Annotated in this window: 15 protein-coding genes; 9 read left to right on the top strand and 6 right to left on the bottom strand. The window is 59.9% G+C overall.

Annotated features, from left to right (window positions below):
- Positions 1-124 precede the first annotated feature (124 nt).
- Both NLM27_RS23585 and NLM27_RS23580 read left to right on the top strand, forming a co-directional pair.
- Positions 125-397, top strand: coding sequence for a hypothetical protein (locus NLM27_RS23585; protein ID WP_254145605.1), 273 nt, complete (start codon positions 125-127; stop codon positions 395-397).
- Between the two features lie 286 nt (positions 398-683).
- Complete coding sequence (locus NLM27_RS23580; protein ID WP_254145604.1) at positions 684-1,658, top strand: GDP-L-fucose synthase; 975 nt, start codon at positions 684-686, stop codon at positions 1,656-1,658.
- A 185-nt stretch (positions 1,659-1,843) separates the two neighbouring features.
- On the opposite strand, the gene gmd is transcribed toward NLM27_RS23580, so the two are convergent.
- The 4 genes from gmd to NLM27_RS23560 all read right to left on the bottom strand — a co-directional run bounded on the left by gmd (position 1,844) and on the right by NLM27_RS23560 (position 7,288).
- Positions 1,844-2,935, bottom strand: a complete 1,092-nt coding sequence (gene gmd / locus NLM27_RS23575) for a GDP-mannose 4,6-dehydratase (RefSeq protein WP_254145603.1) — start codon at positions 2,933-2,935, stop codon at positions 1,844-1,846.
- A gap of 1,728 nt (positions 2,936-4,663) precedes the next feature.
- Positions 4,664-5,266, bottom strand: coding sequence for a hypothetical protein (locus tag NLM27_RS23570; RefSeq protein WP_254145602.1), 603 nt, complete (start codon positions 5,264-5,266; stop codon positions 4,664-4,666).
- Positions 5,263-6,441, bottom strand: a complete 1,179-nt coding sequence (locus NLM27_RS23565) for an ERF family protein (protein ID WP_254145601.1) — start codon at positions 6,439-6,441, stop codon at positions 5,263-5,265. Before NLM27_RS23565 ends, NLM27_RS23570 begins: the two co-directional genes overlap by 4 nt.
- Entirely contained in the window at positions 6,425-7,288 is an 864-nt protein-coding gene (locus NLM27_RS23560) for a YqaJ viral recombinase family protein (RefSeq protein ID WP_254145600.1), read from the bottom strand. Before NLM27_RS23560 ends, NLM27_RS23565 begins: the two co-directional genes overlap by 17 nt.
- A 495-nt stretch (positions 7,289-7,783) precedes the next feature.
- On the opposite strand from NLM27_RS23560, the gene NLM27_RS23555 reads away from it, so the two are divergent.
- Both NLM27_RS23555 and NLM27_RS23550 read left to right on the top strand, forming a co-directional pair.
- The gene (locus NLM27_RS23555; RefSeq protein WP_254145599.1) at positions 7,784-7,933 is read left to right on the top strand and encodes a hypothetical protein; all 150 of its coding nucleotides are present in this window, start codon (positions 7,784-7,786) and stop codon (positions 7,931-7,933) included.
- 213 nt (positions 7,934-8,146) lie between these two features.
- On the top strand, positions 8,147-8,539 hold the full coding sequence (locus NLM27_RS23550; protein ID WP_254145598.1) for a hypothetical protein: 393 nt from the start codon (positions 8,147-8,149) through the stop codon (positions 8,537-8,539).
- A gap of 92 nt (positions 8,540-8,631) precedes the next feature.
- Here NLM27_RS23550 and NLM27_RS23545 read toward each other — a convergent pair whose 3' ends face one another.
- The gene (locus NLM27_RS23545) at positions 8,632-8,853 is read right to left on the bottom strand and encodes a hypothetical protein (RefSeq protein WP_254145597.1); all 222 of its coding nucleotides are present in this window, start codon (positions 8,851-8,853) and stop codon (positions 8,632-8,634) included.
- 269 nt (positions 8,854-9,122) lie between these two features.
- Between NLM27_RS23545 and NLM27_RS23540 the strand changes: the two genes are divergently transcribed.
- Positions 9,123-9,386, top strand: a complete 264-nt coding sequence (locus tag NLM27_RS23540; RefSeq protein ID WP_254145596.1) for a hypothetical protein — start codon at positions 9,123-9,125, stop codon at positions 9,384-9,386.
- Positions 9,387-9,461: 75 nt separating this feature from the next.
- On the opposite strand, the gene NLM27_RS23535 is transcribed toward NLM27_RS23540, so the two are convergent.
- Complete coding sequence (locus NLM27_RS23535) at positions 9,462-9,674, bottom strand: hypothetical protein (RefSeq protein ID WP_254145595.1); 213 nt, start codon at positions 9,672-9,674, stop codon at positions 9,462-9,464.
- A gap of 227 nt (positions 9,675-9,901) precedes the next feature.
- Between NLM27_RS23535 and NLM27_RS23530 the strand changes: the two genes are divergently transcribed.
- From NLM27_RS23530 to NLM27_RS23515, 4 genes are all read left to right on the top strand, one after another.
- Complete coding sequence (locus NLM27_RS23530; protein WP_254145594.1) at positions 9,902-10,234, top strand: hypothetical protein; 333 nt, start codon at positions 9,902-9,904, stop codon at positions 10,232-10,234.
- A 483-nt stretch (positions 10,235-10,717) separates the two neighbouring features.
- Entirely contained in the window at positions 10,718-24,370 is a 13,653-nt protein-coding gene (locus tag NLM27_RS23525; RefSeq protein WP_254145593.1) for an Ig-like domain-containing protein, read from the top strand.
- A gap of 541 nt (positions 24,371-24,911) precedes the next feature.
- Positions 24,912-25,319, top strand: coding sequence for a globin domain-containing protein (locus tag NLM27_RS23520; protein ID WP_254145592.1), 408 nt, complete (start codon positions 24,912-24,914; stop codon positions 25,317-25,319).
- A 280-nt stretch (positions 25,320-25,599) separates the two neighbouring features.
- Entirely contained in the window at positions 25,600-25,842 is a 243-nt protein-coding gene (locus NLM27_RS23515) for a PilZ domain-containing protein (RefSeq protein WP_256570014.1), read from the top strand.
- Positions 25,843-26,206 lie beyond the last annotated feature (364 nt).

Raw genomic sequence — 26,206 nt, 5'->3', positions numbered from 1 at the left:
TGGTAAAGTTCGGTTCACTATTTGGGCTAGTCGCGAAAGTGGCCTACGGATCCGTGACGTCGGTTGGCTGGGATCTGACGAGCGCCAGTCGAGGTCAAATCTGCGGGGCGAGGAGCTTTTTGGGATGTTTAAGACGTTGATGCGAGCGGGTCTTTTGGCTGCAGCCGTTTCCCTTTGCGCGGCGAGCGGAGCGAGCGCCGCGATGCAGATGCCGGCACCGGCGGCCCTGCTCACGGGTGAGAGCCAGGTGACGCCTGTTACGTTCTGGGCGCAGCCGTACCCATATCGCTATGTGCCGTGGCGCCGTTGCCCCCTGGTGCGGGTCGAGACGCCCTATGGCTGGTACATGGACCGCGTTTGCGCGCCGGTCGGTCCTGTCCTGCGTCGGGCATACTGAGGTCGGGCTAACCGAGCGGGCTGCCGTTTTTTCAAGGATCTTTCAAGGCAGCCGCACAGCTGATGCGGCTGCCTTGCTTGTTTTTGTTTCATTGTGTGCTGACCTTTTGTGCGCGCAGCGCAGGTTCACCATGAATATCTTTGTCGGGCCGGGATAGGCTACCGCATGGTGAAGATTGTGTTACCAGTTCGGCGGGGCTGCATCGGCAGCGGCATTGTGTAAGGCGGCGGTGGATGGATCTCCCGGCAGTGGTGATCCGGTCAAACGGACGCTGATAGAGGATACGATGACAGGGGCTTCAACCTACGATCTCACGGGCAAACGTGTCTTTGTCGCGGGCCACCGCGGCATGGTCGGATCAGCTGTCGTCCGCAGGCTTGCGTCAGAGAATTGCACCGTGCTGGTTGCCGATCGACGTGAGCTGGACCTCACAAAGGAAGAGCCCACGCTGAGATGGCTTGAGGCCAATCGTCCCGAGGTCGTGGTTCACGCCGCTGCGAAGGTCGGCGGTATCGCAGCCAACAACAATTTCCCGGTCGACTTTCTTTGCGACAATCTTGCGTTGGAATTGAACGTGATCCGCGCAAGTCACACGGTTGGCGTGCAGCGCCTGCTGTTTCTGGGCTCGTCCTGTATCTATCCCAAGCACGCCAGGCAGCCGATCGCCGAAAGCGAATTGCTGACGGGGCCGCTCGAGCCGACCAACGAGTGGTACGCGATCGCCAAGATTGCAGGCCTCAAGATGTGCCAGGCCTTTCGCCGGCAGTATGGCGATGATTTCATCTCGATAATGCCGACCAATCTCTACGGCCGTGGCGACAACTACCATCCGGATCATAGTCACGTCCCCGCAGCGTTGATCCGGCGCTTCCACGAAGCCAAGATCGTCAATGCGCCCAGCGTTTCCGTGTGGGGCACCGGCACACCGCTTCGCGAGTTTCTCAACGTCGAGGATTTTGCGGACGCCTGCGTTTTCTTGATGAAGAATTATTCGAACGATCTCCCGATCAATGTCGGCAGTGGCGATGAGTTCTCGATCGCGGACTTCGCGGCGACTGTGGCGGAGGTCGTGGGTTACGAAGGCGAGCTGGTCTTCGATACGTCCAAGCCTGATGGTACCCCGCGCAAGCTTCTGGATAGTTCACGGCTTCGGGCGCTCGGTTGGCGTGCAAATACGCCGCTACGGTCGGGGCTTGCCGCAGCGTATCAAGATTTTCAGAAGGGTTACGGTCGTCATCTAGAGGTCCGTGCAGCTACTTAAGTTTCCGAGCTTCATGACTGGGGGGCAACAATGTGCTTCGAGTTGACCTCAGAAATCCCGTGTTGAAGTGGGAGAGTTAGCTGGCCACTTTACTTGGTAGCAATTGTGAAGCGGTCGTCTGCATTGCCTTCAGAGCTTGATCTGGGCGACATCTCTGCCGCACCAGATCCCAGATTTGTTCGCCGTCACTCGTGGCGTGGGAAATATCTAAAGCCGTGCTGCTTAATTAGTTCATCTCGTTTCGCAGACTCTAGATCTTCCTTCATCATCTCGCGTACGAGGGTCTCGAAAGAAGTTTGCGGTTGCCAACCGAGCTTTTCTTTCGCCTTGGAAGGATCGCCAAGCAAGGTGGCTACCTCTGTTGGCCGGAAATAGCGTGGATCGACTGACACCACACATTTTCCGTTCGCAATATTGTAGCCCTTCTCGTCGACGCCGGAACCTTGCCACCGGATCTTCATGCCGACTTCGCTCGCCGCCACGTTAACGAAGTCCCGTACTGAATGTTGAATTCCGGTTGCGATAACGAAATCTTCCGGTTCTTCTTGTTGCAGCATCAGCCACTGCATCTCAACGTAGTCGCGCGCGTGTCCCCAATCGCGCAGCGCATCGAGATTGCCCAGATATAGCCGCTCCTGTAGGCCTAAGTGGATCCGTGCCAGAGCTCGCGTGATCTTTCGGGTTACGAAGGTTTCGCCGCGGACGGGAGATTCGTGGTTGAAGAGGATGCCGTTGCAAGCGTACATCCCGTAAGCCTCGCGGTAATTGACCGTAATCCAATAAGCGTAGAGCTTGGCGACGGCGTACGGCGAGCGCGGATAAAACGGAGTAGTCTCCTTTTGAGGGATCTCCTGAACGAGGCCGTAGAGTTCCGATGTCGATGCCTGGTAGAATCGAGTCGACTTTTCTAGTCCGACGATGCGCATTGCCTCAAGAATTCGAAGGGTGCCGAGGCCGTCGGAGTTCGCTGTATACTCGGGTTCCTCGAATGAAACCGCCACGTGACTTTGTGCGGCGAGATTATAGATTTCGTCGGGCTGCACCTGACCAACGATACGTATGAGGCTCGAAGAGTCGGTTAGATCGCCATAGTGTAGGCGAAAAAGTGGGTTGGGCTCGTGAGGATCGAGATATAGATGATCGATGCGGTCTGTGTTGAAAAGGGAGGTTCGTCGCTTGATCCCGTGGACCTCATACCCCTTAGCCAGAAGTAGTTCCGCCAAATATGCGCCGTCTTGACCAGTCACACCGGTTATTAATGCTCTTCTTTTCGTCATAAGGTTCGCCCAAAAGCTTCGATCCCTGTGTCTACCCGAAATTCAAATTCTTGCGAGTGCAAAATGGCCGGGCGCTCCTTTATTGGCGCCTAAGAGTTAATCAGCTGCGGGGTCTAGGAGCTTGTCCTAGCAAGTAACTGCAGAGGACGTGGGTCGCCACTACGTCGGGCTGCATTGTGCCAGCCGTTTCCTGGTGAGAAGCGCTTCCCGATAAGAGGCTAAGTCGTTAGGGAAGATGCGACGTCGCGAAAACGTCTTCAAACGAGGCTATCCCTTTGCGTAGGCGGACCGTTTTGCGAGGTTTGTATGGCGATTGTTTGGATCCTTGGAGGGGCAGCGCTCAGCGCTCCGCTTCTGCTAGTCTTTTTCAGCAATATCTACCTCGAATTGGCATCTAGGCATGCCCGAAAGCGGCGTCTGCGCGCAACATTGAAGGATCGGACATTGGGTCGCCAAGAGGAGGCCATTGTCCTCGAATCGCGTGAGGCCGAGGCATGTTCTTAACCATTTCTCTTCTGATCCTCTGGTTGGTATTCAATATCGCCTTCGTCGCACTTCGACTGCGCGTGATCGAACGCCGTGCGACGCCGCTAAGCGTCACTAAAGATCGTCATTGGCGCACAGACACCTACGCTTCGAAACTGGCGGTCGTGCCCCGAGGTGTTGGGTAACTAGGTGGGAGTGGCAAGCCGGCTCGACCTGCAGGGGACGGAACGACCGGCATCTCCAAGATGCCAAGTGTAGCGAGATCACAAGGTGAAGGCGCCGGTGGCATTCTAACACAATGGCGGTCCGCGCCTTATCGGCCATGCGGCGCTGATCCAATTCTTGAAATCGTGGGTTTATGAGTGTGAATTGCAAGGCTGGCTTGAAATGCGCGTCGCGATGGTCGGCACACGTGTCAGAGCCGGTCTTCGTCGCGACGTCAGTGGCATCGACAAGATGGGAAGATCGCTCGACAAGATCCCGATATGCCTATCCACCGTGCGACCAGTTGAACAGGTCAGACCGCAAAGTGCTCCCGCTGTCTGCGATCTGCATCTTTCGTTGGATCAAGCTTAGATGTGTTGTGGTTCGACCGATCAGCTTCTTCTCGCCTCAATCTGGCTTGCTGTCGTCTCTTTCGCATGCGCCTTGATGTCAGCTCGAGATACACGTTGCTGAAGACCACGAATAGAACGATTGATCCAAACAGTACACCTCCTAGGATCACGAGAATTGTCATGCTTCCTCCTGAAGTAATGCCGCTGAAATGCATTTAATGGTGAAATATTTAAATAATCAATTTAAATAATGCATTAATACTGAAGATGTTGTTCAAGTTTTGATTGTGACTAGAATACACTTCTCTTTTTGGTAGAAATTCTCCAACCAGGAGAGCGCGTGGCATGAACAAGCGGACTATTGCACGCCGTGGCCACCAACAAGGTGAGCTCATCCGGTTCGATCGGAAAAATGAGGGCCGGAGCGGCACCTGGGTTAGCGTCCCTGTCGCATTTACGGGAGGGGATGCGCATGTTGGTACGTCTGCAGGCTCTTGTGAATCCGCAGGACCCCTCACCGTTGCTAGGCATTCGCTCAGCTATGCGGAGGGCGCACGATCCAGCATGCGGATGTCCTGGATGTTGTGAACCGGGCGTGATGGTAAGGGCTTTGCTCTTTGCTCAGCTTGCCCAAATTCGCATCTTGCGAATAGAAGCTCGACGATCAACGCCTCATCTGCACGAGCTACTCCAGGCACTTTGATGCCTTGGGACCACGATGCGCAAGACGAGCCATATTTGGTCGTCGAAGATTCTGAACCTCCTTCAGCAACATTAGGCGTCGAAGCTGTGCTCCGTTCAGGAGTGATTCAAAAAGTATGAGGATCTCGCGCGCCTGAACGTACACCTCCATGCTGATAGCATGTTGATCGAAGCCGAACGATCGAAGTCGGGCTTCGATATCGAGCGCAGCAGAAGCGTCAAGTTGCCAATCCAGGGCGTTATTGAACGTGTAGACTTCGGCTATGTCCCGGAAGTCCGGGGCGATGCCCGCCACGTCGACGCGACGAAGCGTCATCTCGATGGCCTTTTGGCGGTAGGTGTTCAAGACTCTATGTCTTAACACCCGATAGCGTTGCATCTCCCAAGAGAGTTCGGCGATGTCGATGGCGAGCAGCCATTCGACCGCTGATTGAGGCTCGAGGTCGCTGAAGATTGCGCCCTGAAGCGCGTGATAGTGGTTGATGTTTTCTCCGGGCAGAAGCTGCGGAGGGGGACACAGTGCCTCGAACTGAGACGGCAAGACGCTCGCCGGCTGAGGTTGAGCTAGGCTGACAGGACCATTCATTGACCTGGCGCCTCCGATAGTGAGCGTGACGTCGGTCTAGCGGCGTTTGCTACGTTGGCCAGATGGATAGGGCTGGCGTCCCAAAGCTCCTTTGCGATCGGCAAGGGCGCAATTTGCAGATTGGTCCACCAGGCTCTTTCATTGCCGTGTCGGTGCAGGGACTGGTGATGGGATCGGCACAGGGGGACGGTGAATTCGTCGCTGACTTTGCGTCCCAAGGTCCGTGGTTGGGCGAACTTCAGGTGATGTGCATCGGCGGGAGTCTTCTGGCAGACCAGACAACCTTGGCTGCGGATAAAGGCGAGGTGATCCTTGCTGCGTCTTCGAGGCGCCTCTTTTGGGAAGGCGAGACCGACGTGCTCTTCGGGAGAAGCGTTGGCAGATGCGTGAACGTCGTTGATTATCTCCAGAGGATATTCGTCAGCTAGAGTCGGTTCGACCGCTGACACGGGCCGCTGGTCTGCTAAATAGATGTCGGGAAGGGCGGCTTCCTCGAACCTCTTCTGGTAAGCGGCCTCGAGAACACGGGCGTCCGCCGCTAGAAGAGTGTTCTTGAGGGGCAGGGTGATCTTGGCCCAGGCAAGCAGCCTGTCGCCCACCTGGAGAGTAAGCTCGCCCAACAGCCGGTCCAGAAGCTCGGCAGAGCGTTCGGGTGGCAGGACTGGTGGCCGCTTTAGGACGGCCTTAGGTGGCTTTTCCCTGGTTCCCGGCGCGGGTTGCGGATCAGGGGCCGCAGGAGGCTCGATCGCGACGTCGGGCGCGTCCAAATCGTCCTCACCGGCGATTCCGACCAGGGCAAAGAGCGCATACCGGCGCGCGTAGGTGAGCGCTGCTCCCATCCGGTGCGGTGCCTCAACGTCCTTGCTGGGGCAGACCGGAAGGTCCGATGAGATCCACTCTCCTGATGCGTGGGCAAGCAGAGTGGTGAGGTGGATTTGGCCAGTTGCCTGCTCGGTCCGAGTCGTCTGGATGGTGGCGATCTCCTGCTGACTGAGCGTCTTGCGGACGATGTCCAGGCCCGAGGCCAGCGAGGCGTAGCGGAAGGTTCGGTCATCCTCCCGGGGGAAGGGAGACCGGATGACGGCGGTCAGGGTCTTCTCCGGATTCGTCAGTTCGGCCTGGGCCCGGGCGAGGGCAGCTGCGATGGTTCCGATGCGCTCACTGGACTGATGCATGGGAATCCTCCACCGCTTGGGCTTCGAAGCTGATCGCCCCGGATTTGGACCGCTTGGCCTTGATCCCGTGCCCGGCGGCCTCCTTGGCATCCTCCGGCACGAGCTTCTTCAGGTCCGCCTTAGCGGTCTCATGCTCTCCGTGTGCGTCCCGAGTTCGCAAATAGGTGCCCGCCAGCTCTGCCCATTGGTTGGAAGTCGACATGTCGACGACCTTCACCGCCTCAAGCCTTGGCCGAGGCGTCTCAATGTTGAAGAGCATGGGCGGCTCGCCGCTCTGGACGCAGCGCCAAAACTTCTTTTCGGCTGTCAGAAGAAGATGTTGGTAGAGCGGGTCAGCGTACACTTTGATCTCGACCCACTTGCCGCCCCCTGTGATGATGGAGAGCACGGAATTACGGGTGGCTGTCACCCACATGTTGTGCTGCAATTGGGCCATGTGTTTCTCGGCCGCGGCTTCCTCGGTGAACGCCCATGGCAGCATGAACTTGGCCTCAAAGACTGCGCCGGTTTGTTCGACGATCCCGTCCAACGTTGCCGCCATCCATTTATGGACCGGGTGACGAACACGCTTTTGGATGTCCTTGATGGTTTGTCCTGAGGACTTTTGATACCAAGCGCGGTTCAGAACTTCGGTCACGGTGCCGAGCTGAACAATCAGGTTGTCGGAGAGCTCTTCCGGCTCGACCTCGCCACGCTTCTCTCGCCACAGCCGCGTGAGGGCACCCTGGTCATCTCCCATGATGATGCGGGCATCCGAGCCGCCAATGAAATGCCGCCGGTCATTCGGATTGAATCTGATGATCTGATGCTGTGGTTCGGCAACGCCGTCACTCTGTACGCTACGCACGGGTATCTCCTACTCCAAGAACAGCGGCGCTTGTCGCCGCACTGCCTGAAGCCCCGCATCCGCGAGGTGAGATACCGGTACCGCCATCGCGCCCGGCCGACTCAGTAACGCTCCAATCGCAGGGGAACGCCAGTCCTTTCTGCAGCAATCTTGTTGCTCATCGCCGCAAAATCTGCGCCGCGAGCGCCGGTCCGGCACCCCAATGCAAAGTAACAATCAAAGCCAAATCGTGGGGGACCGAAGGCGACGAGCTGCAGGACGGCCTCTCGGCTTTGCTACTCCCCGGTTCAACCCAGCGATGAGGCCGGCTTCCTCCGCCAGAGCCCTCAACGTTGGTCGGTTTGCGAGGCTCCTCGGCCGAGATCAAAGACACTCCGGTCCAGACCGTCTGCAGCGCGCTGGCCGAAGACTTGAACTGGCGTCCCGCCTGCGCTTCAATCAAATCGTTCGGAACTTCATTTGACCCTTTGATTATTTATTCTCCCGGGATTTTTCATGCGGGTCTATTTGATCGTTGGCAGCTGGCTTCTGCTGAACCTGCTCTTTGTGCTGATTGTGATTCCGCCGCGCAAGTCGTCGCCGACAACACCGGTGGTCTGGGCGATCAGCGTCATCAAGAGCCTTTTTAGAAGGCCGAAGAAATAGCAAATCCTCAGCCGGCCGAATCTTTGGCTGAAAGCGCCGGGTAGTTGCCCGACAGTTTTTATCGACCATCCGCTCAGCATCGAGACAGTGTAAGAACCAAAACTTGGATGGTTGCCTTCACCAACGATACGATACCTCGCAATGGAACAGTTGAACTTTTGGACGGATCGAGCGAAACCTGACTGGAGAAGCACGCATAAGCGAGCGCGGCGCATGACGTCAGAACGAAAGATCGAAGCGAACCGGCGGAACGCCAAGCAAAGCACGGGGCCGAAGACAGGCGACGGCAAGGCGAGGTCGAGCCGTAACGCCCGTCAACACGGGCTTTCCCGTCTTAAATTGGAGGACGATGTCAGCTCAAGCGCATCACTTGGCGCGATCACGGCAGGCTTCGCGTTGCAACTGAGCCCAGTCGACACCGATGATCTTGTCCGTGCCCAGTTGTGGCTGGCTCGCATCCGGCAGGCTCGCCACGACATGCTTGCTGCGTTGTCGGAATGCCCGAACCCGAAATTAGCGAAGCGTCTTGTCGGATTGGCGCGCTATGAGAGGCCGGCCCGGGCCGCCCAACGGCGTGTCCTGAAGCGCTGGCTGAAACAGGGATGACAAAAGCGACGGGCGGACCGCTCTATCCATTTAGAGAGCCTGCGATCCCTATGCCCTGCCCATCGCGCCAAGGGCGAGGATCTCAGTCCTGCTTAATCGCGCTCCATTCGAGCAGGGAGGGGGGCGGCATCGTGAAGCCGACCAGCTTCGTAGACAAGCTGCTCGATATCCATTGAGACTCGGACTGCTTCGGTCACACCACCTGCCTCCGCGCAGGCATGTGCCGCCTTGGCGACCTGTTCGGCCGCCTTCAGCTTGGCGTGGATTTCCGCAAGGCACGCTTTGATAGTTGGTTCGACGATTTCCGATTTCATTGGCGGTCGGACTCCGTTGAGAGACTTGAGCCGCCGCATGCACGCTCCGGTCGGCGCAGAAGTCCAGCTATTTCGAGCAATCATTGTGGGCCTATTGGAGCACATCGTGAACTGGGACGAAGTGAGGGTGCCGAGGCGCTAATCCGCGATCTCATTCGGCCTGCAACAATTGCAAGCCGATTGACAGCTCGAGATTTCGCCTTGCTCTCTGATTGAGACTCAGATTCTGTTACTCATTATGTGACCCATTTGCGCTTTGGAAAATTATCGTGAACGGCGAAGCCGGATGCATGATTTGTAGCCAAGCCCGAACGCTCAAGGCGCTCTTTCCGATTGCGCGCGACTACGAGCTGAAGCTTTACGAATGCGCCATTTGCGGAAACGATCTGTGGCTGGTTGCCCGCGCCTCCAAATCATCGGTAGCCCAAGTGCAGCGTGGGATGTCTCGCGACCTGCCGTCCAAGAAAATTGAGCGGGCGCCGAAGCGCTCTCCTGGGCCGGTTGCTCCAAATCTCAAAGGTCCGCCATCGTAAACCGACGGCCACTCAGCGCTCTCAGGCTGGAGCATATCTCCCTCGGCCTTTTCTCGCGTCCCCCCGCTTGCCCCATCAACCGCCGATCGGTCCAGAAAGCGTCTGCAGCCCCGCCTCAATGGCAGCGATGTCCTGCTCGATTTGGACGATAGATGATCGGCAATCGAAACCAGTTCTGGCCTTTAGATCAGCGGCCAACCGCCGGCGATGCATCCTGAGAGCTTCGAGCGACTGTTGGTCTTTCAGCCGAGTGAAGCCGTCAACAATCAACTCAATCGCACTCGACATAACGCTGCCCCATGATTAAAATTTCAAATTTCAATATGAGAAGAGTATGAGAAATTCGAATTCGCGCAAACCCAAAAAGATCCGGCTCAATGCAATGAACACAGAGCGCCTCTTGATTCACGCGAAGTATTCTGCCATTTTAAATATGCTATTCTAAATTCAATTTTTTTTAATCGGCGCCTTCGAGAGCTGTTTTCGAAATTGTATTCCACCTCGCCGGATAGAAGATGATCGACATAGAGATTGTCCGTTTCCAGACCCATCGGAAGAACATCGAGCGGTACATTCGACTGCTCCAAACATCGCTGACCGAGGTTGAGCGGCAGTACATTGAGAGGCGCTTGACCGAAGAACGATCGGCCATGGAGCGGCTACAGGTTCTATTGGTCGGGGAGGCTGATGCTGCCGATCAGGCACGTAACCCCCAGCCCAGTGTCAACCCGGCAACAACTGCCAACGGCGGTCAACCTGAGGTCCCTTCGCAATTGCCCGCTGACCGAGATGCGCAAGGATACGCTTGGCGAGCGAAAGAATCCGCGCAAGCACCCGCTCCAATGTGATGGCTGAGCGCCGGGGCCGTAAGGATCTGTGACACCGGACGTTGGTCTACTAATCCTTGGATGTACCTCGGAGCACAAATTGAACAGCTTTTCGGATTCGCTGACCTTGCTTGGGGTCAATCGCATCCAAGTGATAGATTCGGCATAGCAGGCCGTTGATACGCCTTACAATGTCTCTGTTGTTGGAATGCCGATTCCGGGCGCGCACCAGCTGACGGCGCACCTCGAACAGGTCCACGCGACGAAACGCTCTTGATTGTACCATGCGAGTTGGGCCCAGCGCGTGTCGGCTGAATCGTAATGTCAGCCGCAGACCAGCGTGACTCTTACGAGGTCGGCGTGATTATCGCGGGTCAACCGCTGCAGGCTTCAGGGTTGCAGCGCAGATCAAAAAAGCTCTTTTAATTAAATTTCTGTGGTGTTATTAGCATTTAATTATTTAAATTGCAAATTTACGGGTGGGGCGCTGGTTTGAATACCCCATTGAGCCAAAAGGATGTTGCCGGATCTGAGGTGGCTTGGGGGTCCTTTAGATTCCCTGAGCCTGCCAAAGCCCACGCACTCATCGTTCCCGACGCGCATCTCCTTTTCTCAGGGGAATATGCACGTTCGGGCCATGACCTCATCATTTCCGATCCTAACCATCGGATCACGATCCCCAATTACTTTCTAGGTGACAAGCGTTCGCCGCTCAGCTCGGCGGACGGCGCGCTGCTCGATGCGAGAGTTGTTGAAGCCCTCACCGGCTATCAAACCTTTGCGCAAGCCGGAGGAAATGCCGCCGCCGGAAAGGTGATTGGCCGTGTCGCGACTGTAACGGGAAGCGCCAGCATCGTTCGCAACGGCGTTACGATCGAGGCAAATAATGGAGACGTCGTTTATCAGAACGATGTCGTGCAGACTGGAAGTAGCTCCACCCTCGGTCTCGTTCTGATCGACGGCACCACGTTCAACCTCAGCGCCAATGCTCGCTTCATGTTGAACGAATTGGGATATGAGGGGCAGAGTAGCGCGAGCGGTACCTTAGTTAGTCTGACGAGTGGCACGAACCATTCGATGTTCACTCTCATCCAAGGTGCCGCCAGTTTCGTCGCTGGCCAGGTTGCCAAAACGGGTGACATGCAGGTCGCGACACCTACAGCCGTGATTGGAATTCGCGGTACTGCCGTCCTTCTCAGCGTCGATGCTGTGGATGGAAAAGTCTCGGTTTCCGTCGCTGATCAGCAAGATGGCCGCGTTCATTCCGTGCAGGTGTACAAATGCGATCCGACGAGTTTGCTTCAAGGTGTTTATGTCGCGGGAGAACCAATCGGGATAGTTACCAGCGACGGTCCATCGCTAACGATCACGCCGACCGCCAATTTCGAGGTGGTCACCCAAACTGTCAGCAAGACCCCAGGCCAGGTTGCGCAGGAATTCAACGTTTTTCAGCAGGTATTAACGACCTACGATATCGGGAAGCAGATCGCTCCAGACACTCCGGCCCCTAGCGACGGCAAGCGAGGAGATGTCGATACAAAGTCGCTGCAGAAGTTCGCTGGGAGTCCCCCACCATCACCCACTGAAGCTCCGACCACTGTTATCGCGGACGACATAAAAGGCCAAGCTGGTGCGGGATCGATCACTCCGGTTGCTGTGACTCTCGCCTCCATCACGGGAGGTTCTACGTCCGCATCAAAACCGCTCGTCCCCACTTTGGATACATCGCAAGCCGTTCTCGTGGCTTCGTTCGGCCCCGTCATTATCAGCAGTGCAGGCGGCCCAATCAACCAAGGAAATCAAACGATCAGCGGAACAGTTGATCCGTCCTTCGTTGGAAGCACAGTGACGCTGTATGACACCTATAACGGTGCCACCACGCAAATTGGAACGGTCACTGTTGGCTCAGGCGGCGTTTGGAGCATAGCGGTTACGTTGGCAGGAGACGGCGACCACAGCATCGTGGCTTTGGATCCTAGCGCCAACGTTACCACGAGCGTCCCCGTTGTTTTCAACCTCGACACGACGGCACCGACGGTCGAGATCACCAGCACGAGCGGGCCAGTCAGCCAGGCCAGTCAAACCATCACCGGTACGGTGGGCGTCGCCGATGCAGGCGCCACCGTCACCATCCTGGACGGCGCCACTGCTATTGGCACCGCCATCGTCCAGAGCAACGGGACCTGGAGCACCACGGTCACGCTCGTCAATGGCCCGAACTCGCTGACCGCTCGGGTGAGCGATGCGGCGGGTAACACAGCCACCAGCAGCGCGGTGGTCTACACGCTCAGCACCACCGGCCCGACCGTGACCGAGGCCCTGGTCGCCGACACCGGCACGTCGGCCACCGACCACGTCACCGCCAACCCGGCGCTGAGCGGCACCGGCCTCGCCAACACCCTGGTGCACTTCACCATCGACGGCAGCCCGATCGCGACGACGGTGACTACCGATGCGCAAGGCGCCTGGTCGTTCACACCGAGCGGGCTAGCCGACGGACCGCACACCATCGTGGCGAGCCAGACCGACACTTTCGGGAATACCGGGTCGGCGTCGCTGAGCTTCACACTCGACACGACGGCACCGACGATTGCGATCGCCAGCGCGGGCGGGCCGGTCAATCAGGCCAGCCAGACCATCACCGGCACGGTGGGCGTCACCGATGCAGGCGCCACCGTCACCATTCTTGATGGTGCCGCCACGATCGGCACCGCCATCGTGCAGGCCAACGGCAGCTGGAGCAGTACGGTCACGCTGAACCAGGGCAGCAACTCGCTGACCGCTCGGGTGAGCGATGCCGCCGGCAACACTGCGACCAGCGGCGCGGTGGTCTACACGCTCAGCACCACCGGCCCGACCGTGACTGAGGCCCTGGTTGCCGACACTGGCACCTCGGCTACCGACCACGTGACCGCTAATCCGGCGCTGAACGGCACCGGACTTGCGAACACCGCGGTCCATCTGACGATCGACGGTGTTCTCAGCACCACCACGACGACCACTGATGCGCAAGGCGCCTGGTCGTTCACGCCGAGCGGGCTGGTTGACGGATTGCATTCTGTCGTGGCGAGCCAGACCGATCCCTTTGGCAACACCGGCTCGGCCTCGCTGAGCTTCACCCTGGACACGACCGCACCGAACGTTGCCATCACGAGCGCAGGCGGTTCGACCAACCAGGCCAGCCAGACCATCACCGGCACGGTCGGAGCAGCCGATGTCGGCGCCACCGTCACCATCCTGGACGGCACCACCGCGATCGGCACCGCCATCGTCCAGGGCAACGGCAACTGGAGCACCACCGTCACGTTGAACCAGGGCAGCAACTCGCTGACTGCACGGGTGAGCGATGCCGCCGGCAACACCGCAGCCAGCAGCGCCGTAGTCTATACGCTCAGCACCGTCGGCCCGACCGTCACCGAGGCCCTGATCGCCGATACCGGCACGTCGGCAACCGACCACGTCACCGCTAATCCTGCCCTTAGTGGCACCGGCCTTGCCAACACCGCGGTGCACTTCACCATCAACGGCAACCCGATCGCGGCAACAGTGACCACCGATGCGCAAGGCGCCTGGTCGTTCACGCCGAGCGGGCTGGCCGACGGATTGCACACCATCGTGGCCAGCCAGACCGACACCTTCGGCAACACCGGTTCGGCCTCGCTGAGCTTCACCCTGGACACCGCCGCACCGACAGTTGCCATCACCAGCGCGGGCGGACCGGTCAACCAGGCCAGTCAAACCATCACCGGTACGGTGGGCGTCGCCGATGTCGGCGCCACCGTCACCATCCTGGACGGCACCACCGCGATCGGCACCGCCATCGTCCAGGGCAACGGGATCTGGAGCACCACCGTCACGCTCAACAACGGCCCGAACTCGCTGACCGCTCGGGTGAGCGATGCGGCCGGTAACACAGCCACCAGCAGCGCGGTGGTCTATACGCTCAGCACCACCGGCCCGACCGTGACCGAGACCCTGGTCGCCGACACCGGTACGTCGGCCACCGACCAGGTCACCGCCAACCCGGCGCTGAGCGGCACCGGCCTTGCCAACACCGTGGTGCAATTCATCATCGACGGCAGCCCGATCGCGACGACGGTGACTACCGATGCGCAAGGCGCCTGGTCGTTCACACCGAGCGGGCTGGCCGACGGACCGCACACCATCGTGGTGAGCCAGACCGATCCGTTCGGCAACACCGGCTCGGCATCGCTGAGCTTCACCCTGGACACCGCCGCACCGACAGTTGCCATCACCAGCGCGGGCGGGCCGGTCAACCAGGCCAGCCAGACCATCACCGGTACGGTCGGCGTCGCCGATGCCGGCGTCACCGTCACCATCCTGGACGGCGCCACCGCAATCGGCACCGCCATCGTCCAGGGCAACGGCAGCTGGAGCACCACCGTCACGTTGAACCAGGGCAGCAACTCGCTGACTGCACGGGTGAGCGATGCCGCCGGCAACACCGCAGCCAGCAGCGCGGTAGTCTATACGCTCAGCACCGTCGGCCCGACCGTCACAGAGGCCCTGGTCGCCGACACCGGCACTTCAATCACCGACCGCGTCACCGCAAACCCGGCGCTGAACGGCACCGGCCTTGCCAACACCGTGGTGAATTTGACAATCGATGGTGTCCTCAGCACCACCACGGTGACTGCCGATGCGCAAGGCGCCTGGTCGTTTGCACCGAGCGGGCTGACTGATGGACCGCACACCGTCGTAGCCAGCCAGACCGACACCTTCGGCAATACAGGGTCGGCCTCGCTGAGCTTCACGCTCGACACGACGGCACCGACGGTTGCGATCACCAGCGCCGGCGGGCAGGTCAACCAAGCCAGCCAGACCATCACCGGTACGGTCGGCGTCGCCGATGCCGGCGCCACCGTCACCATTCTGGACGGCGCCACCACGATCGGCACCGCCATCGTGCAGGCAAACGGCAGCTGGAGCGGCACGGTCACGCTCAACAACGGCAGCAACTCGCTGACCGCTCGGGTGAGCGATGCCGCCGGCAACACTGCGACCAGCGGCGCGGTGGTCTATGCGCTCAGCACCACCGGCCCGACCGTGACCGAGACCCTGGTCACCGATACCGGCACGTCGGCGACCGACCACGTCACTGCCAACCCGGCGCTGAGCGGCGCCGGCCTTGCCAACACCGTGGTGCGTTTCACCATCGATGGCAGCCCGATCGCGGCGACGACGACCACCGACGCACAAGGCGCCTGGTCGTTCACACCGAGCGGGCTGACTGATGGACCGCACACCGTCGTGGCAAGCCAGACCGACACCTTCGGCAACACCGGGTCGTCCTCGCTGAGCTTCATACTCGACACCACGGCGCCCACCGTTGCGATCACCAGCCCAGGCGGGCCGGTCAACCAGGCCAGCCAGACCATCACTGGCACGGTGGGTGTCGCCGACGCAGGCGCCACCGTCACCATCCTGGACGGCACCACCGCGATCGGCACCGCCATCGTCCAGGGCAACGGCGGCTGGAGCACCAGCGTCACGCTCAACAACGGGCCGAACTCCCTGACCGCACGGGTGAGCGATGCCGCCGGCAACACCACGACCAGCGCTGCGGTGGTCTACACGCTGAGCACCATCGGTCCGACCGTGACCGAGATCTTAGCCGCCGACACCGGCACGTCGGCAACCGACCACGTCACCGCCAACCCGGCGCTGAGCGGCATCGGCCTCGCCAACACCGTGGTGCACTTCACCATTGATGGCAGCCCGATCGCAGCAACGACGACCACCGATGCACAAGGCGCCTGGTCGTTTGCGCCGAATGGGTTGTCCGATGGACCGCACACCATCGTGGCCAGCCAGACCGACACCTTCGGCAACGCTGGGTCGGCATCGCTGAGCTTCACCCTGGACACGTCGGCGCCGACCGTCTCTATCACCAGCGCAGGCGGACCGGTTAACCAGGCCAGCCAGACCATCACCGGAGCGGTGGGCGTCGCCGATGCCGGCACCACCGTGACCATTCTTGATGGTGCCGCCACGATCGGCACCGCGATAGTGCAAGCCAACGGCAGCTGGAGCAGTACGGTCACGCTGAACCAGGGCAGCAACTCACTGACCGCTCGGGTGAGCGATGCCGCCGGCAACACTGCGACCAGCGGCGCGGTGGTCTACACGCTCAGCACCGTCGGCCCGACCGTGACCGAGGTCTTAGCCGCCGACACCGGCAGTTCAGTCACCGACCACGTCACCGCTAACCCGGGGCTGAACGGCACCGGCCTCGCCAACACCGTGGTGCACTTCACCATCGACGGCAGCCCGATCGCGGCGACGACGACCACCGATGCACAAGGGGCCTGGTCGTTCACACCGAGCGGGCTGACCGATGGACCGCACACCATCGTGGCGAGCCAGACCGATCCCTTCGGCAACACCGGCTCGGCCTCGCTGAGCTTCACCCTCGACACGACGTCACCGGCCGGCGGTGCACCGGACCTAACGGCGGGCTCGGACAGCGGCAGTTCGAGCACGGACAATATTACGTCGGCGACCTCACCCAGCTTCACGGTGTCGCTGAATCCGACCGATGCCATCGGCGATACGGTGCAGCTGTTGCTGGGCGGCTCGCCGCTGGCGCATCCGATCACGCATGTGATCACGGCCGCCGACGTGACGGCCGGTAATGTCAGCCTGACGGTGACTGCCGGCGATCTCGGCGCCGATGGCGCCAAACAGATCTCTGCGCAGTTCAGCGATGCCGCCGGCAACAGTTCGACGACTGCGTCACTGAGCTTCACCCTGGACGCGACCGCACCGAACGTTGCCATCACCAGCACAGGCGGGCCGGTCAACCAGGCCAGCCAGACCATCACCGGCACGGTGGGCATCGCCGATGCCGGCGCCACCGTCACCATTCTTGATGGTGCCACCGCGATCGGTACCGCGATCGTGCAAGCCAACGGTAGCTGGAGCAGTACGGTCACGCTGAACAACGGAGCGAACTCGCTCACGGCACGGGTGAGCGATGCGGCCGGCAACACCGCAACCAGCAGCGCGGTGGTCTACACGCTCAGCATCACCGGTCCGACCGTGACCGAGGTCCTGGTTGCCGATACCGGCACATCGGCAACCGACCACGTCACGGCCGACCCGGCGCTGAGCGGCACCGGCATCGCCAACACCCTGGTGCACTTTACCATCGACGGCAGCCCGATCGCGGCGACGGTGACCACCGATGCGCAAGGGGCCTGGTCGTTCACACCGAGCGGGCTGACTGATGGACCGCACACCATCGTCGCCAGCCAGACCGACACCTTCGGCAATACCGGGTCGGCTTCGCTGAGCTTCACGCTCGACACGACGGCACCGACGGTTGCGATCACCAGCTCAGGCGGACCGGTCAACCAGGCCAGCCAGGCCATCAGCGGCACGGTCGGCGTCGCCGATGCCGGCGCCACGGTCACCATCCTGGACGGCACCACTGCAATCGGCACCGCCATCGTCCAGGGCAATGGCAGCTGGAGCACCAACGTCACGCTCGCCAACGGCCCGAACTCGCTGACCGCTCGGGTGAGCGATGCCGCCGGTAACACCACGACCAGCAGCGCGGTGGTCTATACGCTCAGCACCGTCGGCCCGACCGTGACCGAGGTCTTAGCCGCCGACACCGGCAGTTCAGTCACCGACCACGTCACCGCTAACCCGGGGCTGAACGGCACCGGCCTCGCCAATACCGTGGTGCATTTCACCATCGACGGCAGCCCGATCGCGACGACGGTGACTACCGATGCGCAAGGGGCCTGGTCGTTCACACCGAGCGGGTTGTCCGATGGACCGCACACCATCGTCGCCAGCCAGACCGATCCCTTCGGCAACACCGGCTCGGCCTCGCTGAGCTTCACCCTCGACACGACGGCACCGGCCGGCGGTGCACCGGACCTGACGGCGGGCTCGGACAGCGGCAGTTCGAGCACGGACAATATTACGTCGGCGACCTCACCCAGCTTCACGGTGTCGCTGAATCCGACCGATGCCATCGGCGATACGGTGCAGCTGTTGCTGGGCGGCTCGCCGCTGGCGCATCCGGTCACGCATGTGATCACGGCCGCTGACGTAACAGCCGGCAGTGTCACCCTGACGGTGACTGGCGGCGATCTCGGGGCCGATGGCGCCAAACAGATCTCTGCGCAATTCAACGATGTTGCCGGCAACAGTTCGACGACCGCAGCGCTGAGCTTCACGCTGGACACCACGGCGCCGACCGTCGCCATCACCAGCGCCGGCGGGCCGGTCAACCAGGCCAGCCAGACCATCACGGGCACCGTCGGTGTCACCGATGCCGGCGCCACCGTCACTATCCTGGACGGCGCCACCGCAATCGGCACCGCGATCGTGCAGGGCAACGGGGCCTGGAGCAGCACGGTCACATTGAACCAGGGCGGCAACTCCCTGGCGGCACGGGTGAGCGATGCCGCCGGCAACACCACGACCAGCGGCGCGGTGGTCTATACGCTCAGCACCGTCGGCCCGACCGTGACCGAGGTATTAGCCGCCGACACCGGCACTTCAGTCACCGACCACGTCACCGCCAATCCTACGGTGAGCGGCACCGGCCTTGCCAACACCGTGGTGCATCTGACGATCGATGGCGTTCTCAGCACCTCGACGGTGACCACCGACGCGCAAGGGGCCTGGTCGTTTACGCCGAGCGGGTTGTCCGATGGACCGCACACCGTCGTCGCGAGCCAGACCGACACCTTCGGCAACACCGGGTCGGCGTCGCTGAGCTTCACCTTGGACACGACGGCGCCGAGCGGCGGCACGCCGGATCTGACGACCGGTTCGGACAGCGGGATCTCGGGCACGGATAACATCACCTCGGCGATCTCGCCGAGCTTCACGGTGGCGTTGAACCCGGCGGCCGCCATCGGCGATACAGTGCAGCTATTGTTGGGCGGCTCGCCGCTGGCGCATCCGGTCACGCATGTGATCACGGCAGCCGACGTGACGGCCGGGAGTGTCAGCGTGACGGTGGCTGCCGGCGATCTCGGCGCCGATGGCGCCAAACAGATCTCTGCGCAGTTCAGCGATGCCGCCGGCAACAGTTCGACGACTGCGTCACTGAGCTTCACCCTGGACACGACGGCGCCCACCGTTGCGATCACCAGCCCAGGCGGGCCGGTCAACCAGGCCAGCCAGACCATCACTGGCACGGTGGGTGTCGCCGACGCAGGCGCCACCGTCACCATCCTGGACGGCGCCACCACGATCGGCACCGCCATCGTGCAGGGCAACGGCAGCTGGAGCAGCACGGTCACGCTCAACAACGGAGCGAACTCGCTCACGGCACGGGTAAGCGATGCCGCCGGCAACACCACGACCAACAGCGCGGTGGTCTATTTTGTGGGTGTGCCCGGCGCCATTCTCGGCGACGCTGGCGACAACAGCCTGACCGGGACTGCCGGGAACGATGCATTCCAGGGCTTCGGCGGTAATGACACATTCAACGGTTTGTTGGGCGTTGATCGGGCGGTTTACGTCGACGCGACCGGGGCTATCACCGCCGATCTGACCGCAGGGACCGTAACGGGTCCAAGTGTCGGCACCGACACTTTGGTCGGCATCGAAGCTATCCAGGGCAGCAACTTTGCCGACCATTACTCGGCGGTCGGCTTCAGCGGCAATTCCGGAGTCCCTGGTACGCCGGTAGGCTTCAATAGTTTTGAAGGCATGGGCGGAGATGACATCATCGTTGGCACGGTCAATCCTTCTGGAGAGATTCTGACCCGCATTTCTTATGTCAGTGCGACAGCGGCAGTCGTCGTTGATTTCGCCGCGGGAACGACGAACGGCGATGCGTCAGTCGGCAATGACTCCTTCACCAATGTCAATATGGTCATTGGGTCGGCGTTTGGAGACACGCTGCGGGGCAGCGACAATCCGAACGGCACTTTCGAGCAATATGACGCTCGTGCCGGCAACGATCTGATCGATGGCCGCGGCGGCTATGATTTCGCCGTCTATAGCAACGATGTCACCACAACCACCGGTATAACCGTCAATTTTGCGGCCGGAACGGTCACTGGCGATGCGACGATCGGGGCCGATACGCTGCGTTCAGTCGAAGCCGTCCGCGGCACCAACTTCGCTGATACTTACAATGCCACTGGTTTTAGCGGCACCAGCATCAATGCCGGATCGAGCGGCACCTTCAACAATTTCGAAGGCATGGGCGGCAACGACAACATCCTCGGCAACGGCAACACCCGACTTCAATATACACAATCAACTGCCGGCGTGACGGTCGATCTTCTCGCGGGCACTGCGATCGGCGATGGCTCGGTGGGTAACGACACATTTGCCGGCGTCAACTCCGTCATGGGCTCGATCTTTGCCGACACGTTTTCGGGCAGCGGCGCCAACGAGAACTTCATGGGCCTTGCCGGCGATGATTTTATCGATGGAAAGGGCGGATTCGACACAGCGCAATATGCCAACCTCTCCTTCACGACAGGTGGGATCAGCGTTCATCTCGCCGCTGGAACGGTGACCGGCGATGCCTCGAGCGGCACCGACACCTTGCGTTCAATCGAAGGCATTCAAGGCACGAATTTTGCCGACACCTATGACGCGACTAATTTTGGCGTAACCGGCGCGATCGACCCCGCTACCGGCCTTCCCTATGCCAACAGCGGCAACAACGGCACCTTCAATCAATTCGAGGGGATGGGCGGTAACGACGTCATCACCGGCAACGGCAATACCCGTCTGACCTACGCCAATGCGACCGGTCCGGTGACGATCACATTCAGTCTCAATGGCTGGACCAGCAGCACCAGCGGCGCGTCGGGCACCGTGACCGGTGATGGATCCGTAGGAACCGACATCTTCTCAGGCGTCAGTTCGGTATCGGGCTCGTCATTTGCCGACACCATCACCGGCTCTAACAATCCTAACAACACATCGGAAGAATTTGCCGGCCGCGGCGGCAATGACTTCATCGACGGCAAAACTGGTTTCGACCGAGCTTTCTACAACAACGACGGTTCTGCGTCAGGTATTCAAGTCAATATGGCTTCGGGCGTGGTGACCGGCGACGCTTCGATCGGAGCAGACACCCTCCGATCAATTGAGGCGATCCGCGGGACCGCTTTCGCCGACACGTATGTCGCGACCAATTTCGGCGTCTCCGGGCCAAATCTCGGCGACTTCGGAACTCTCAACGAGTTTGAGGGAATGGCCGGCAATGACTCAATCACCGGCAATGGCAGTACCCGCATCGCATTCTACAATGCCCAGAATGGGGTGACCGTTGATCTCATCGCCGGCAACTCCCACGGGACGGTCGCTGGTGACCTCGCAGATGTCGGGACAGACACGTTCGCCGACGTGAACGCCGTCCGTGGCTCGACTTTCGGCGACGTCATTCTCGGCGACGCCAACGCCAATGCACTCGACGGCAGGGACGGCAACGACCGGATCGATGGCCGCGCCGGGGCCGATACCCTGACCGGCGGCAACGGCTCTGACACTTTCGTCTATGCCGATGGCGGCGGAGCAGACACCATCACTGACTTTGACCGTACCCAGGGCGACACCATCGACCTGACAGGGATGTCCGGCATCTTCACGCTCGCAGACGTCCAAGCGAAATCGACGGTGAGTGCCGGCAATACCATCATCAATTTCGGCGGCGGAAATACTCTGACGCTGATAGGTGTAACAAGTCTCCAGCAAAGCGACTTCGTCTTTCCTAACGGCACTAACGGGACCTCAGGCTCGGATGTGCTGCTCGGAACGAGTCAAGCGGATGCAATTTCCGGTCTTGCAGGAAATGATCGGCTTCAGGGGTTCGGCGGCAACGATCTGCTCGATGGCGGGGCCGATTTCGACCGCGCTGTCTACACCGATGCCACCGGTGGGATCTCCGTGAGCCTTACGGCAGGAACGGCATCCGGTCCGGGCGTGGGGACCGACACGCTAGTGGCTATCGAAGGCGCGGTTGGCAGCGATTTTGCGGACACATTCAATGCGTCCGGCTTCGTAGGGATCACCGGTACTCCTGGTACACCCATCGGATTCAACGAGTTCGAGGGCCGCGGCGGCAACGATACCATTTTAAGCGCCGTGAACGTTTTGGGCGCGGCCCTGACGCGGGTTTCCTATGTGAGCGCCACCGCCGGCGTGACCGTCGATATCGCCGCCGGAACCGCGGATGGAAATGGAACCGTCGGTCACGACACCTTTGTTGGCTCGGGGATTCTTGCAGTCTGGGGCTCTTCGCTCGCTGATACCCTTTTCGGAAGCAACAACGGATTCGCCACGCTCGAGGTATTTGCCGGGTTTGCTGATAACGACGTGATCGACGGCCGCGGCGGCTTCGACCGCGTCGACTACAATAACGATCCGGCCACCACGTCAGGGATCACGGTCAATCTCGCGGCTGGCACCCTGACAGGAGATTCCAGTGTTGGTACCGACACACTTGTGTCGATCGAAGCCGTCCGCGGCACCAATTTCGCCGATACCTACAACGCCTCCGGGTTTAGCAGCACCAGCACGAACTCTGGATCATTGGGCACCTTCAACGAGTTCACCGGCGAGGGCGGCAACGACATCATCACGGGCAACGGCAACACACGCATCGGATTCAACAATGCGACCGCGGGCGTTGTTGTGGACATAGCAACCGGCACTGCTGCCGGAAATTCCACGGTCGGAAGCGATACGTTCACAGGCGTCAATGCCGTCATGGGCACGATGTTCACTGATTCCTTGTCCGGTAGCGGCATCAACGAGACATTCACCGGGCTTGGCGGCAACGACACGATTGACGGTCGCGGCGGCTTTGACACTGCCAGCTACAACAACATCTACCTTTCGACCGGCGGTGTCACCATTGACATGGCGACTGGCACCGCCACCGGTGACTCCTCGATCGGCACGGACACGCTGCGTTCGATCGAAGCGATCCAGGGAACCGCCCTTGCCGATACCTATGTGGCCACGGGCTACGGCCTCGCAGGCGCTCTCAACGTCGGCAACAACGGCAGCTTCAATCAGTTCGAGGGGCTTGGTGGTGACGATGTCATCACCGGCAATGGCAACACGCGTCTGACCTACGCCAATGCGACCGGTCCGGTGACGATCATTTTCGGTCTCAACAGCTGGACCAGCACCACCAGCGGCGCGTCGGGCTCCGTAACCGGCGATGGCTCCGTCGGCACCGATACTTTCTCCGGCGTTGGCGCGGTGTCGGGGTCATCATTTGCCGACACCATCACCGGCTCCAACAATCCCAACGGTACAGCGGAGGATTTCGCCGGTCGCGGCGGCAATGACCTCATCGACGGTAAAGCTGGTTTCGACAGGGCCTTCTATAACAACGACGGTTCTACGTCAGGTATCCAAGTTGATATGGCTTCCGGCGTGGTGACCGGCGACGCTTCGATCGGAACAGACACTCTCCGATCAATCGAGGCGATCCGCGGCACAAACTTCGACGATATTCTCACCGCAACCAACTTTGGCACCTCAGGTGCAAATGCCGGCGATTTCGGCACCCTCAACGAGTTCGAGGGAATGGACGGCAATGATGCCATTACCGGCAATGGTAATACCCGCATTGCGTTCTACAATGCGCTGGATGGGGTGACGGTCGACCTCGCCGCCGGTAACTCCCACGGGACGGCCTCCGGGGATCTCGCAGGCACCGGAACAGATTCATTTGTCGGCGTGAATGCCGTCAGGGGCTCGGCTTTCACAGATTTCATTTTCGGCGACGCCGGCAGCAACACATTAGATGGGCAGGCAGGAAACGACGTGATCCAGGGACGAGGAGGCGCCGATACCTTGATAGGAGGAGCGGGAAGCGACCAATTCGTCTTCGCTGCGGTTTCCGATTCTACGATTGCAAACCACGATACAATCAGTGATTTCGTTCATGCTGCAGACACCATCGATACTACGGCGATCGCGGGAGTGACGAGCGTCCAGGGCTTGCTAAGCGGGAGTGCCCAAATCGATGCGCATAGTATCGGATGGATTCAGAGCGGCGCGAATACGATCGTCTACGTCAACAGTTCGACCGTAGCGCAGAATCAGGGGGCGGCGGATATGGAAATTGTTTTGAGCAATGTAACTGCGAATACACTGACCAGTCAGGACTTTCTCCTCCACATCTAACGGTGCAACATTCGTGAATACGCGTCGAAATTCGCTTGCCGCTCAAGGTTGAGCTTGTGTTCGTGTTGTCTCAATCCGGTTCTGGGAATTGAGATGCATCGCTCTTGCCGAGTTCTTTTTGCTGCTTTGTATGGGCGGCCAAGCCGGCAGATGCACAGGAATGCGCGGCCTTTTACGGCCGAATGCGATTGGCCTGCGCGGTAGCAAAGTATCCCGCGTTCGGCGCTCAAGTCGAGCGCTGAAGGATGAGGCGCGCGCAATAGGCTTATGGGTTGTCAGAGGTGATCCCGGGTTTTAATGGCTACGTGGCCGGTTGTGTACGCCGCCTTCCTGCGGTAGCTCGACTTCAGCGGAGTACAATCACGCGCCGCCATTGACGGGATATGGCGCAGCTTAGCGAGCTGTCAACGAGCCTGTGCGCTACCTCAGGGGCAACTCGGTGGTCTGAGGTCCGCTAAGGGCTACCGGGGGACGCTGGCGGAGCCAGCCGATCTGGTCGGTTCAGGGCGGGATCTGCCACGACTTTCGGTCAGAATCGTATGTGCAAAAAATAGATAGCAATTCTCTAAACATCTTTAAGAATCTATTTAATGTTTATCATAATACTCGACGCATATTTGAATTTTTTGAGGACAATGAGTCCGACATCATGAATTTCCCGCGCCCCGCGCCGCATGTCGCTGTCGTTCGGCTAAATGGACTCACAAATGTATTGTCGGAGTTGGACGGAGAGAACCTGCGCACCCGAGATGACATGCGTCGCGCTCTATGGATTCTCGATCTTGCCAATCAGTGCGTTCGGAACATTCTCCGCGATTTCGCAGATGATCCGAATATCCGTCAGCTTGCTCGCCACGCGGAAGACCTGGCCACTTCTGTAGAGGAAGCCCGTTACCTGGTTCAGCACCGGAGCGACAAATACCTAACGCTGCGCCGTTCCCGGCGATGACGCCGATCTGTTTGGAAGATGACCTGGTTGAAAGGGTCCGGGACATGAGGCTAGTCGCAACGCATCAGTATTCCTTTCTCGATGTCCAGACCTTGACTGAGTGTCAGGCGCGCGACACGCTATTTCGATACGACGAGAATTCATTTCTGTTGCACATGACTCTTGGTGAAGGGGAGGACGACCAGCTTCTCTGGTTGGATAGCCGTGCGGCACTGCTTTGGATAAATCAAAGCGCGAGGAATACGGATCATTTTAGGGGCTGAATTGGACCCTGGAGCCAATGGTAGAGACCCGGCGTGCACCACGCTTCCGAGTGGCAATGCCAGTGCAGATCGAGTATAGGCGCGATAAAATCCCTTGCATGATCCGCAATATCTCGACGTCGGGTGCAGCGCTGCAACTTCAGGAATCGACTGGCCGAATACCTGTCGCCTTCGCATTGATCATATTGGGCTCTGCTCTCAAATTGCCCTGTCGCGTGGTCTGGCGAGCCCCCTTCAGAATCGGCGTGACGTTCGTTTGAAGGTTGTCCGGACTTTGACGGCAGGTAATTTAGCACTCAATTGCCACTAAAGGTCGTGTCAATCGGCAAAGATTGGACGCCGAATGACAGCCTGTCTCCGTCTTTAGGAAACCGCGTCTCCTTTGGGTCCACAAGCCGCCGACGCCGAAGCGATGTCCGCTCTACCTCTATGAACCGACATTCCGATGAACAGAGACACCTTCGGCAAGGGGGCCACATCCGCACATGCATGGATTGATAGTTATGGCCACATAGCGGACGTTGGCGAAAAGTCCGGCGTGGCTGATGGCCCATGGAGCCGTCCAAAGCATCACTATCGGAGACATAGCAAACATTGGAAGATAAGGGGTTGCCTTGGTGGCGG

The organism is Bradyrhizobium sp. CCGB12 (assembly GCF_024199845.1).
In the GTDB taxonomy this organism is placed as follows: domain Bacteria; phylum Pseudomonadota; class Alphaproteobacteria; order Rhizobiales; family Xanthobacteraceae; genus Bradyrhizobium.
The sequence above is the reverse complement of the archived record's forward strand: the minus strand, read 5'-3'. Positions and strand labels throughout refer to the sequence as shown.